The sequence below is a fragment of the Rhodococcus sp. EPR-134 genome (genome assembly GCF_001647205.1).
Taxonomy (GTDB): Bacteria; Actinomycetota; Actinomycetes; order Mycobacteriales; family Mycobacteriaceae; genus Rhodococcus_F; species Rhodococcus_F qingshengii.
Genome location: NZ_LVCT01000788.1, coordinates 1 through 12,611 on the forward strand (window position 1 = coordinate 1; position 12,611 = coordinate 12,611).

The 12,611-nt window shown below is 62.4% G+C and carries 8 protein-coding genes and 3 pseudogenes; 6 read left to right on the forward strand and 5 right to left on the reverse strand.

Annotated elements, in window-relative coordinates; all coding sequences use genetic code 11:
• A partial coding sequence (locus A2J01_RS33785; RefSeq protein ID WP_197494357.1) for a DUF6537 domain-containing protein occupies positions 1 to 1,698 on the forward strand: 1,698 nt, incomplete at its 5' end.
• A 94-nt stretch (positions 1,699 to 1,792) separates the two neighbouring features.
• Here A2J01_RS33785 and A2J01_RS33790 read toward each other — a convergent pair.
• From A2J01_RS33790 to A2J01_RS33800, 3 genes and pseudogenes are all read right to left on the reverse strand, one after another.
• On the reverse strand, positions 1,793 to 2,452 hold the full coding sequence (locus tag A2J01_RS33790) for an LppP/LprE family lipoprotein (RefSeq protein WP_003940243.1): 660 nt from the start codon (positions 2,450 to 2,452) through the stop codon (positions 1,793 to 1,795).
• Between the two features lie 93 nt (positions 2,453 to 2,545).
• A pseudogene (locus tag A2J01_RS33795) lies at positions 2,546 to 4,212 on the reverse strand (amidohydrolase).
• A gap of 16 nt (positions 4,213 to 4,228) precedes the next feature.
• Positions 4,229 to 5,479, reverse strand: a complete 1,251-nt coding sequence (locus A2J01_RS33800; protein WP_064114425.1) for an MFS transporter — start codon at positions 5,477 to 5,479, stop codon at positions 4,229 to 4,231.
• Positions 5,480 to 5,695: 216 nt separating this feature from the next.
• Here A2J01_RS33800 and A2J01_RS33805 point away from each other — a divergent pair, with 216 nt between their 5' ends.
• On the forward strand, positions 5,696 to 6,325 hold the full coding sequence (locus A2J01_RS33805) for a TMEM175 family protein (RefSeq protein WP_030535295.1): 630 nt from the start codon (positions 5,696 to 5,698) through the stop codon (positions 6,323 to 6,325).
• Here A2J01_RS33805 and A2J01_RS33810 read toward each other — a convergent pair.
• The gene (locus tag A2J01_RS33810; protein ID WP_047271022.1) at positions 6,322 to 6,900 is read right to left on the reverse strand and encodes a CGNR zinc finger domain-containing protein; all 579 of its coding nucleotides are present in this window, start codon (positions 6,898 to 6,900) and stop codon (positions 6,322 to 6,324) included. The two genes, A2J01_RS33805 and A2J01_RS33810, sit on opposite strands and share 4 nt — an antisense overlap.
• 108 nt (positions 6,901 to 7,008) lie before the next feature.
• Here A2J01_RS33810 and A2J01_RS33815 point away from each other — a divergent pair, with 108 nt between their 5' ends.
• From A2J01_RS33815 to A2J01_RS33825, 4 genes and pseudogenes are all read left to right on the forward strand, one after another.
• Positions 7,009 to 7,911, forward strand: coding sequence for an NAD(P)-dependent oxidoreductase (locus tag A2J01_RS33815; RefSeq protein ID WP_050654757.1), 903 nt, complete (start codon positions 7,009 to 7,011; stop codon positions 7,909 to 7,911).
• 89 nt (positions 7,912 to 8,000) lie between these two features.
• Positions 8,001 to 8,972 (forward strand): annotated as a pseudogene (locus A2J01_RS33820) (MFS transporter); the annotation flags it as partial.
• 146 nt (positions 8,973 to 9,118) lie between these two features.
• Entirely contained in the window at positions 9,119 to 9,634 is a 516-nt protein-coding gene (locus A2J01_RS37155) for a hypothetical protein (RefSeq protein WP_037128543.1), read from the forward strand.
• A gap of 114 nt (positions 9,635 to 9,748) precedes the next feature.
• A complete protein-coding gene (locus A2J01_RS33825) occupies positions 9,749 to 12,172 on the forward strand; it encodes an ATP-dependent Clp protease ATP-binding subunit (RefSeq protein ID WP_007733608.1) in 2,424 nt (807 codons plus the stop codon).
• Positions 12,173 to 12,222: 50 nt separating this feature from the next.
• Here A2J01_RS33825 and A2J01_RS33830 read toward each other — a convergent pair.
• Positions 12,223 to 12,611 (reverse strand): annotated as a pseudogene (locus tag A2J01_RS33830) (FAD/NAD(P)-binding protein); the annotation flags it as partial.

A 12,611-nucleotide genomic window follows, 5' to 3' on the forward strand; every position in this document is an offset into this window, starting at 1 on the left:
CGCCTCGACGAGGCCCAGAAGGAGCTTCGCGAGATCAAGGGCGTCACAGTGTTGATCTACGACCAGCACTGTGCGGCCGACGCTCGTCGCCAGCGCAAGCGTGGCACGCTGCCCACTCGCAACACTCGCGTCGTCATCAACGAGGCAGTGTGCGAAGGCTGCGGTGACTGCGGTGTGAAGTCGAACTGCCTCTCGGTCCAGCCCGTGGACACCGAGTACGGCCGCAAGACGAAGATCGACCAGACGTCCTGCAACACCGATTACACCTGCATGGACGGCGATTGCCCGTCGTTCGTGACCGTCGAATTGGTACCGGGCAAGAAGGCTCCCAAGGCCGCACGTCCCGCCCCGCCCGTCGTCGCAGACCCCGATTTCGGACCGCTCACCAGCACGCAGAACGTTTTCCTCGCGGGCATCGGCGGCACCGGCATCGTGACCGTCAACCAGGTGCTCGCAACGGCTGCACTGCGCGCCGGCCTCGAGGTGGAGAGCCTTGACCAGATCGGACTGAGCCAGAAGGCCGGACCGGTTGTCTCGCACCTGCGTTTCAGCTCCAGCGCGCTCGAGCCGTCCAACCGCCTCACTCCGGGCAGCGCGGATTGCATTGTCGCCTTCGACCTGCTGACCGCGACGGACAACAAGAACCTCGACTACGGCAACGCCGAGAAGACGGTCTCCATCGCCTCGACGTCGCAGACGCCGACCGGAGACATGGTCTACGACAAGGCTGTTCGCTACCCCGAGGAGACGTCACTCCTCGCCCGTCTCGACAAGGTGTCGCGCACCCTGCGTTCGTTCGACGCACTCGCCGCGGCGCAGGAGTTGTTCGGTAACACCGCAGCAGCCAACTTCCTGCTGATCGGTGCGGCCTACCAGAGCGGCGGACTTCGTCTGCCGGCAGAGGCCATCGAAGAAGCGATCGGCATCAACGGCGTTGCCGTGGACGCGAACATCGCGGCATTCCGTTGGGGTCGTGCAGCAATTGCCGACACCGCAGCGTTCTCGGCCGTCACCACGCCGGCCAAGTCCGTCCGCGAACCCGTTGTCGCACCGGCTCACATGTTCGCCGGAACCACCTTCACCGGTGAAACCCTGCGACTGGTGGAACTGCGTGCGGCGCAGCTCATCGAGTTCCAGTCCGTCAAGATCGCCCAGCGCTACATCGATCAGGTTCAGGCAGTCTGGACCGCCGAACGTGCCGCAACCGAGCGGACCGATTTCAGCGAGGCTGTTGCCCGCGGCCTCTTCAAGTTCACCGCGTACAAGGACGAGTACGAAGTTGCTCGTATGCTGGTCGACCCCGCATTCATCGAGGACGTCAAGTCTCAGGTGCCGGCCGGGGAGAACCTGACCTACAAGCTCCACCCGCCGATCCTTCGAGTGATGGGCCGCAAGAAGAAGATCGGTCTCGGACCCAAGTCGCATGTTGCACTGAAGGTTCTGGCCAAGGGTAAGAAGCTTCGCGGTACCAAGCTCGACCCCTTCGGCTACATGCACGTCCGCAAGGTCGAGCGTGAACTGCTCGCCGAGTACGAGGCCATGATCGCTGACCTCTCTCGTACGCTCGCAACCGACGGATACGATCGCGCCGTCGAGATCGCGGCACTGCCGGACGTGGTTCGCGGTTACGAAGACATCAAGCTCGGCAACATCGAGCTGTACAAGACTCGCCTGCGCGAACTCGGTGTCGGTGAGTAGGAGCGCCGGCGAGTAGATCGAACAAGACTGTGCCCCAGTGACCGTCGTCGCTGGGGCACAGTTGCATTCAGGGCCTTCTCGGACCCAGGCAGGTTCAGGAGGGCGGGAACTGGCCGTCGGCAACCACGGCGCTGCCGTTCCACGTGAAATTCACTATGTTCGGTCCGCCTTGGGGACAGCAGAATGCATCGTCGTCCAGCAGCCAACGGTATTGGACGGATACCGAATCCTTGTTGCTGTCGATGACGTGTGTGTACGAGTACGGCTCACTGGTAGCCGTGCCCAGGTATGTTCCGTCGTGGAAGAACAGGACGTGTGACTGGTAAGTCGCATCGCCGACGCCGTCGCCGTCCACCGAAACCCAGAGCAGGTCAGGACAATTCCCGATCTGTTCTTCGCTCGCGGATCTCGGTATCCAATTGCCCCCGTTGATGTCGGTGCCCAGCGTGCCGATGGCGTCGGTGACGAGCGAGGAGCCGACGTCGAGACAGGGACCCGAAGCGGGGATTGCTGTCGTAGTCGCCGTCGTGGATGCATTTGTGCGGGTGTTCGATTGTGGCGGGGGAGAGCTCGCTACCGTCGTCTCGGTTTCGTTTGCCGTCGATGTCGCCGACGCCGTTGAACTAGCTGCCGTGGAACTCGCCGCCGCTTCAGGTGTTCCTTCGGTCGACCCACAACCGGCGACCGTCAGGGCAGTGGCCGTCACCAGTGCAGCGGCTGCGACGGCGGCCGAAATCGGAGCTTTCCTGCGCATGCGTCCTCCAGAGTGTATGGGTTCACGTGTTCAAGTCCCTCCTTCGTTCTGTCGCCGGGCCGCGTGCGTGCGTTATCGAACAACCGGTAACGATCAGCTATCGGACTCGGTGTTCCGTGCTTCGGTGCTCTTGGCCCCGGCCGCGTCGTATCGCACGGATCCAGCAACGACGGTCATCGCAATCTCCGTGGTCAGGAGAGAATCGACCCCTTCGGTGAACGGATCTTGTTTCAGTACGACAAAATCGGCTGCTTTACCCCGAACCAGCTGGCCGGTCACATCTTCCCACCGGCACGAGTAGGCAGCGTCGGAGTTGCGTGAGCCAGCGCGTCCGCGAGGGGGAGTGCGTACTTCGGCAGGTTGGGTGCCAGTGACGGATCGATTGCGGATCGACGGGTGGTGGCGATGAACATGTTCGGCAGCGGCGGGTGGGGAGCGGTCGGAGCGTCCGAACCCAAGGCCAGAACCGCTCCGGCCTCGGTGAATTCAGGCCAGGGGTACGCGCGATTCACCCGGTAGTCGCCGAGCATCGCCTGCCAGTTCTCCTGGATTGCAGGGTCAGCGTGAACCGGTTGTATCGAGGCGATGATTCCCAGGCGGGCAAGCCTTTCGACGTTGTCCCGGGTGATGGACTCCAAGTGTTCCATTCGGTGCCTGCGGGGAATGTCTCCGTTGGCGGCGATCGCGTACTCGAGTGCCGTCAAACCGATCTCCGACGCCTCGTCGCCGATCGCGTGCATCGCGATCTGCAGGCCTGCGGCGTCGGCGGCTGTCACGACGGGGATCAAGGATTCGAGATCCCAGATGGGCTCGGCGTTGGTGCCGTCCGAGTACGGTTCTTTCATTGCGGCAGTGCAGCTGTCGATCACACCGTCGATGATGATCTTGATTCCGGCGATACGGAGCCACGGACCTTGGACACGCTCGTGGAGTTCGATCACGTCGTGAACTTGTCGGACGTTGTCGGCCTCATTGTCCTCGCGGGTCATCAGCCAATGAGCCGCGACGCGCAGCGGCAGTGTTCCGTCTCCTGCGTCCAATGCTCTTTCCAGCGAGGCTAATTCGTCCGCGCCGAGAGCCATGTCGACCGCACCGGTCACGCCGTCCTCGAGATAGTGGCGGAAGGCGAGAGCGAGGGCGGCGTCCCGGTCTTCGTCGGATGCGAGCTCCGCCAGTTTCGGCCAGACGTAGAGCATCATGGCGGTCTCGTACAGCATTCCGGTGGCTTCTCCGGTGTCCGGATCCCGGCCGATACGACCGCCGATCGGATCGGGAGTGTCCGCGTCGATGCCGAGTTCTCGCAGTGCTGCAGTGTTCACCCAGACCGAATGTACGTCGTTGGCGTCGAGGTACACCGGGCGATCGGGTACGACGGCGTCGATCATCTCTCGCGTCGGGTGCCCTCCATCCAGCGCGGAGAACAACCAACTGCGACCCAGCAGTCGTGGTGCGTCCGGGTTCGATTCCGCGAATTGCTTGATGCTGGACTGAATGTCGGCGAGATCGGCGGCATCACGCAGATCCAACTTCTGCAGCGCGAATCCCATCATCACCAAATGCGTATGGGCGTCGACGAAACCGGGTAGCACGACGGCACCTTCGAGATCGATCACCTCGGCGTCGGGTGCCAGGATATCGGCATAGACGGTTTCGCCCACGAATCTGAGCTTGTGGTCCTCGACGACTATCGACTCGGCCCATCCGTCGTCGGCAGCCGTGAAGATCTTTCCGTTGCGGTAGTGAGTGATGCTGTCATTCATGACTTCTACGTGATCCTTACGCGATGACGGTAGTAGTGATGGCGGCGCTGTGGTGACGATACGCACCTTCGGTACGTGCGGAGAGTCGGGAAACCAAGGCGAACGGGACCAGTAGAACGAAGCTGATCCCCGAGATGATGACTCCGAAGGTCGGATACCCGAGGCCGGCCGTCACCGAAGTTCCGAACAGCGGCGCGAACGCGGAGCCGATGAGGTAGGTGCCCAGTAGTGGCGCCGACCATCGGCCGGCCGCGTCGAGCGCGGCCGAGATGGCAACCAGGACGATGAACGTGGCCGCGTAGATCGTGTTCCAAGCGATGATCACTACCAGGTAGATCGTGGGATCGGTGGTGAGGCCGGCAGACAGCTTCAGAATTGCCCCGAGTATCAGTAGCACGGAGATCGATACTGTCCGACTGACCCGAGAACCCAACGCGGTCAAGGTAACAGCCGCGAGCACACCACCCGCCGTTGATGCGCTCAGTGCGAGACTCATTTGTTGATCCGAGAGCCCGGCGTGCTCGGAACCCATGATGCCGAGTACTGCCCACAACGAGTCCTCGCTGATCGCCCAGACTGCAAGCATCGCGAGAAATGCGGTTCCGGCAAAAGTGAGTCGTTTCGCGCTGACCCCGGCGGGGAGAGCTGTGGTCGTATTGGCGGACTTCGCCGTCTCCGGCGACTCTTTCACCGGGGACGACGGCAACCAGGTGACCGTTGCTGCGGTAGCCAGTGCCAGGACTGCGACGATGCCGAATGCGTTGGTCATGTGTGTGCCGAGGATGGGTATGAGAGCGAGGACGGCTGTGACGACGACACGGTTCACGAGGCCGCTGATGCTTGACGCCCGGTCCGGGTTCGTGAGCGCGGCCAGTGCCGCTCCGCCAACGGATGCGGATCCACCAGCGCCGATACCGCCGACGATGATCGCGGCGCATGCGATCGTCGTGGACGGTGCGATGGCCGCAACGCCGAATGCGGCTGCCATCGCGATCAGGCTGACGCGGCCGAGGAGATGGCGATGCCGGCCCGAGGCGATTCGGGTGGTGGCGAGGCAGGTGACGGCGCAGACCAGCAGCGATGCGGTCAGAACGGCACCGGCAGCGGATTCGGTGACACCGAGGCCCTCGACCATTGCCACGATCATCAGGGGGATGAGGTTCGCGGTGATGAACCCCATGACGCCGATACTGAAGGCGGCAATACCGCGGTTGGCGGTGAGTGGAACCCGGTCGGACTGCGTATTCGTCGAAGCGTTGATCGGCACTAGGGCAACCCCATGTCCTGAAGGGGGTGGCTGAACCGACCCCTGGTGGCGTGATGCGAGTCACTTAATGAATGTGATTCGTTAAGTATGGGGATGGGCTCCGCCACGGTCAAGAGATCTAACGAATTTGATTCGTTAATTGTATGTTTCCGGGTACGTGCTTCCGTAAAGTGGCGTCGCCGGTCTGTTTCCTGTTGTGAGGCTTATGCTTCCGCAATGGCTGAGATTGCGGAACGCACCCGCTACTTCGAGCGCTACGTCACTTTCATCGACGCGATTGTCGCCATTGCGATCACGCTGCTCGTACTGCCGCTGGTCGAACTCACCAGTGACCACCACGGCACCACGTCGGAACTGCTGCGCGATCACGCTGCGCAGTTCTACTCGTTCGCCCTGAGCTTTCTGGTGATCTTCCGGCTCTGGTGGTCGCAGCATCGGCTGCTTCGTTTTGTGGTCGACGCGGACAAGGTGGTCGTTCGCGGACTGGGGTTGTGGGTGATGACCATCGTGTTCCTGCCCTTCCCGACAGCGCTCGTTGCGGCGCCGTCGCAGGATCTCGGAACCAGGGCTCTCTACATCGGGACAATGGCAGCCAGTGCTGCGTGCCTGGCGGTGGTGGCGTGGGGTCTGGTTCGCAACCCGTCGTTGAGTGAAGAGAATGCGAAGCCGCATTTCACCGCTGAAATCGTCACTTTCCTGATCATGGTGGTGGCGCTGCTCGTCAGTGTGCTCGTTCCGGTGACGTCGTACTTCCCGCTGTTTCTTCTCCTGCTGTCGACGCCGATCGAGAAGCTGTGGAACCGAGTGGCGGCGAAATGGAGTCGCGGTGAAGGTGAGATGAGCTAGTCGGTGCGAGCGGTCATCGCGGATTTCTTGGCTTTGTTTCCGCAGATGTTCATCGAGCACCAGCGTCGGTTGTTGCCGCGACTGGTGTCGACGTAGAGGCCGGTGCACCCGTCGCCCTGGCAGGCTTTGACGCGGTCCCGGTCGGCTCCACCGAGCACCGCGATCGCGTCGGCAGCCACTATCGACAAAGCGTCGCGGATCGGATTGTCTCCGGCTGATTTCCAGAGGGCCCGGCCACTCTCGAGGACGAGGTGGGCATCACCGAGCTCGGATGCGGTGTTGACGATCCCGACATCGGTGCGTGAGGCACGGCGGTTCTCGCATACGGCGGTTCCGATGCGATGAATGGCCTCACGTAAATCCTGCGCGCCGCGGAGGTCGTCTTCTGTCGCGGTTGCGGGGGCGCCCATCAGATCGTTGGCGCGTAACCATAATTCGAGTCGCTGCGGGCTCGTGAGTCGTTCGAACCTCGAGCCGTTCCGATTGGTGAGGGTGGCGGTGAAGCGGAAGGCGAGCGTGTCGTTGTCGAGTCGAAACACGTCCCGAGCGGATTGATCAGCTCCTGCTTCGTTCACTTTCGTCCTCCTTCGTGGCGAACCATCTCAACCGGTTCGACAGCAACTGTACCCGTGTGAGAGTCTTGAACCGTCTTAGATGGTTCAGCACTTTCGAGAGGGAAATCCATGACTTCTGTTTCCGTGGTCGGCTTGGGCGCGATGGGCCGTCCCATCGCTCGAAATCTACTGGGCGCAGGCTTCGACGTGACGGTGTGGAATCGTAGCCCTGAAGCGGTAGCCGAACTGGTCGAGGAAGGGGCGATCGGCGCGAAAACCGTTGCCGAGGCATTCCAGTCCGGTGTTGTGCTGTCGATGTTGGCAGATGATTCGGCCGTGTTTTCGGCCATTCTGGATCCCGCCGTCCTCGCATCCGTTCCGAGTGGAACCGTGCACGTCAACATGGCCACCGTCAGCGTCGACCTTGCCAAGCGCGCCGCCGCACTGCACGCCGAGTACGGCATCGGGTACATCGCGGCGCCGGTGTTCGGACGCGTTTCTGTTGCTCAGGCTGGCCAGTTGAACATCATCGCCGCCGGCGACAGTTCCCTCCTCGAGCGAGTGCAACCCTTCCTCGACGTCATCGGTGCTCGCACGTGGCCACAAGGTGAGCGTCCGGAGCAGGCCAACATCGTCAAGATCATCGGCAATTACCTCATCCTCGCCGCGATTCAATCCTTGGGCGAGGCAATCACATTGGGGGAGAGGTCCGGTGTGGACGGAAGCCAACTCGTAGAACTGCTGACCTCGACGATCTTCCCGGGGCCGGTCTACTCCAGCTACGGAAACCTCGTCGCGACGCGTCAGTACGAGCCTGCAGGATTCACCACAGCTCTGGGCCTCAAGGATTTGAGGCTTGCGCTCGACGCCGCCGACAGCGTCGATCTGGATTTGCCGTTCGGTGGCGTACTTCGAGGCGTGCTCGCTCAGGCTCTGGCGAACGGTCAGGGCGAGATGGACTGGGCGTCTATTGCAGAACTGGTCCGTTCCGGCCAGTCGGGTGAAGGCAGTCCCGAAACACCGACGAGGTGAGCTCGAACTCGGACGGGACGGCGACTTCGGCACTGGCGGAGACCGATTCCGTCCGGACACTACCGCTGGCCGGGTTGTCGGCACTCGCAATGGCAGGCTTCATAGCGATCACAACCGAAACCATGCCGGCCGGACTACTGGTGCAGATCGGGTCAGGGTTGTCCGTATCGGTCTCCGGCGCAGGGCAATTGGTCACCGCATACGCATTGGGTTCCGTCGTCGGGGCGGTACCACTGATCGCATTGACCCGAGGATTGCGACGGCGTGCTGTCCTGGTGTCGGCGATTCTGGGGTTCGGTGTCTTCAATCTGGTGACAGCGCTTTCGTCGAATCCGGTTCTCACCTTGGGTGTTCGGTTTCTGGCCGGTATGGCGGCAGGTGTGGTGTGGGGGTTGCTTGCCGGGTACGCACGCAGGATGTCGCCCCCTCACCTGCAGGGGCGGGCCGTTGCGGTTGCCTCCGTCGGACAGCCGATCGCGTTGGCAATCGGCGTTCCGATGGGGGCGTGGCTCGGGACCCTGGCCGATTGGCGCGTCGTCTTCGCCGTGATGTCGGTTGCTGCGCTACTTCTGGTCGCGTGGATACTCACGGTGATGCCGGACTTTCCCGGGCAACAAGCGGATCGGCAGCTGCCGGTGCGGAAAGTCCTGGTCCTGCCTGGCGTACGACCTATTCTGTTTGTCGCGTTCTTGTGGATCCTCGCGCACAACATCGTGTACACGTATCTGGCGGCGTTTCTGGATCGCATCGGTTTCGGCGATCGGTTGGGAATCGTCTTGTTCGTGTTCGGACTTTTCGCCTTCGTGGGCATCGGTGTGGTCGGGGTGTTTGTCGACCGGGCCCTTCGAAGTCTCACCGTGCTGAGCTTGGTGGTCTTTGCCGCAGCTTTGACGGCGTTGGGCGTCGGCGGTGACAGCTTCGCTGTGATCGCACTCAGTGTTGCGGCATGGGGCGTGGCATTCGGAGGCGCTCCCACTCTCCTTCAGACGGCGCTCGCGGATACGACGGGCGACGCTGTGGACACTGCGCAATCGGTTTTCGTGACGATCTTCAATTCGGCGATCGCAGCGGGCGGCGTCGTAGGCGGGCTGATCTTGGCGGACAGGGGTGCGGGAGCATTGCCGTTGGTTTCGCTGGTGCTGATCGTCGTCGGTGTTCTTGTGGCCAGTATCCGACAATTCGGACATGCTTGTGATTCACTTCACGCATGCGAAAGTCATTGCTGGTGGTTGCGCTCGTTGCTACGTGGTTTGTCGCCGGAGCGATGCCCGCGGGTGCTGCGGATGCGAATTGGTCCGGTGATTACTCGCTCAAGCGTTTCGCCGCGACCAAGACGGGCACAAGTCTGGCCGCCAGCCAGTGGGAGCCGGATTTCTCCGATACCTACACGTTCGAGACGGATTGCTCGAGCGGAGTCTGTATCGCCACAGTGGTCGGCGGTCCGGCTCCCGCCAATCCGACGTTGCCGCAGCCTGCTCGATACACCTGGGACGGAACCAGTTGGGTGCACCCCTATGACTGGGAGTGGGATTGCTACCAGGGGGAGGGCGTGCCCAAGGTGTGGGCACCGGCGCACTCCGAGGCGTATTACACACCTCAGCCCGATGGCAGTCTGAAAGGTTCGTGGCGTACCGACATCAAGAGTGGTCCCTGCGCGGGATCGGTGATCATGCGCGTCGAGGCGTACCCGGTCGGTCGGTCTACCGGATCTTTCGGTAGTTGAGAACGATCGGCGACTGGATGGTGTTGAAACAAATCTGAGGCCGCGGGAATTGATCGAGCCCCATGCACGTTAATTGAGTCAGTAACGCTCAACTTTCTGCAAGGAGGCTTCGGAATGCCAGCATTCTTCGGGCCCGAGGGTCCCGGTCGCATCGATATTTCCCGGCTCATGAGCAGGGCCACCCAGCAACTCATGGCTGACGCTGCACGTGTAGCGGCTGCTCGCGGTGATTCGGATCTCGATGCACTGCACGTTCTCCGCGTCATGGCGGAGCAGGATCCGGTCCGCACGCTCATGCAGCGCGCCGGAGCCGACCCGAAATCCGTGGTCGACGCCGTCGACCTGCGGCTGCCACAAGGCCGTGAGCAGGGGGCCTACTCTGCTCCTGCGCTCAGCAGTGCCGTGAAAACCGCTCTACTCGAGGCTCATCAACTGGCCCGAGCCCTGGGATCGACGTACATCGACCCCGAACATCTCTTCATCGCCCTGGCCGGTGACCCCGATCATGTTCCGGGTCGTCTGCTCGCTTCGGCCGGCATCACGCCGGAGAAGCTGCAGGCAGCGGTTCAGAATCCCGCAGCCGGTCCAGTCGAAGACGAGTCCACCACACCGACGCTCGACAAGTACGGCATCGATCTCACCGATCGCGCCCGCAACGGCGGCGTCGATCCGGTGATCGGCCGCGCCGACGAGATCGAACAGACCATCGAGATCCTCTCCCGCCGCACCAAGAACAACCCGGTCCTGGTGGGTGAGGCCGGCGTCGGCAAGACTGCCATCGTCGAAGGTCTCGCCCAGCGCATCGTCGACGGGGATGTCCCGGAATCGTTGGTGGGCAAGAAGATCGTCCAGCTCGAACTCTCGAGCATGGTCTCGGGTACCCGTTACCGCGGAGACTTCGAGGAACGGCTGACCAAGGTGATCGACGAGATCACCGCACACAAGGACGAGCTGATCGTCTTCATCGACGAGATGCACACCATCGCCGGTGCCGGAGGCGGCGCAGACGGTGCGATGGACGCCGGAAACATCCTCAAGCCCAAGCTCGCTCGCGGTGAACTGCACATCGTCGGCGCCACCACGCTCGACGAATACCGTAAGAACATCGAGAAGGATCCCGCGCTCGAGCGGCGCTTCCAGCCCGTACAGGTCGGAGAGCCGTCGATCGAGGACGCGATCGCCATCTTGAGCGGCCTGCGCAGTCGGTACGAGGATCACCACAAGGTCCATTACACCGACGAGGCGATCACCGCTGCGGTAGAGCTGTCGGCACGTTACATCGGCGACAGGTTCTTGCCGGACAAGGCAATCGACCTGATCGACCAGGCCGGCGCCAGGCTTCGCTTGAAGACGGCCACGGTAGACACCGCTGCGCTGCAGCAGCGTCTCGAGCAGCTCGAGAGCGACAAGGAAAAAGCCGTCGCCGACGAGTTGTACGAGAAGGCGTCGACCCTGCGTGACGAGATCAACGGCGTCGCAAAGCGTCTCGAGAAGGCAGGATCCTCGGTTCCTTCCGAGGAAACGCCGGACGTGACCGCTGAACAAATCGCCGAAGTTGTCGCTCGCGCAACGGGTATTCCGGCAAGCCAGATGACTCAGGCAGAGAAAGATCGCCTGCGCCGTCTGGAAGAGGAACTGCACGGTCGTGTCATCGGGCAAGATGACGCCGTTCGCGCCATCGCGCGTGCCGTGCGTCGTAGCCGGACCGGTATGAGCGATCCGGATCGTCCCGTCGGTAGCTTCCTGTTCCTCGGACCCACTGGCGTCGGCAAGACGGAGCTCGCAAAAGCTCTGGCTGCCACACTCTTCGGAGACGAGAACAAGATGCTGCGCTTCGACATGAGTGAGTTCGGTGAGAGGCACACGGTCAGCCGATTGGTCGGTGCTCCTCCCGGATACGTCGGCTACGGCGAGGCCGGACAGCTCACGGAACAGGTGCGTCGTAACCCGTACTCGGTGATCCTGCTCGACGAGATCGAGAAGGCACACCCGGACGTGTTCAACACCTTGCTCCAGGTGCTCGACGACGGCCGTCTGACCGACGGTCAGGGTCGGACGGTGGACTTCAAGAACACCGTCGTGATCATGACCAGCAACCTCGGCTCGGACATCATCTCGAGCAAGTCCGGTGGACTCGGCTTCACCACGGGTGACGCAGAGTCGGCGGAGAAGCCACTGCGCGACCGCGTGATGGCCAGGTTGCGCGAATCGATGCGGCCGGAGTTCCTCAACCGTATCGACGAGATCGTGATCTTCCGCAAGCTCGACACCGAGCAACTGCACCGGATTACTGATCTGCTGCTCGACGACAGCCGGAAGCGGCTGCAGTCCAAGGGCATCGAGATCGAGTTCACTGCCGACGCGGTGGACTGGATCGCCGAGCACGGGCATCAACCCGAGTTCGGGGCTCGCCCGTTGCGTCGTTCGATTCAGCGTGTGGTCGACGACAAGATCGCCGACATGCTGCTCGACGATCTCCTCGAAGAGGGCGGCAGTATCACCGTCGCGGTTGACGAGGGTGAGTTGGTGTTCAGCTAGGGGCACAGCCCCCTGTGAGCGGTTAGGGAGTCCCAGGACTCCCTAACCGCTCACAGGCGCGTAGCACCCAAAATCTCCGCCGCCAGGGCATCGTTATGCCGGAAGAACCCTGCATTGGTACGGGGACGAGGGAAAGCCGCCGACCAGTTATGGCCTGCAACCCACGGCCCGGCCGCGAAGCGGCGGGGATGAGCAGTGTTGTTCTGGTCGAGAATTCGTGAAGTACCGTCGACGGCGAGCTTCGCCGAACTGTCCACGGTCGCACGAAGTTCGACTGCCTCGCCCCGACGGTGAAGCGTCCGCAGGAGCAAGTCACCGCTCGCGCTGATGGAAGCAACCGGCAAGCGTGCTTCGACGAGGGTGTTCGCGGCCACGATGTCGGTGTGCGACGCACTGCGCGCGACAAAGATCCCAGCCCCCGTTGCCGGGTCGATCTCGG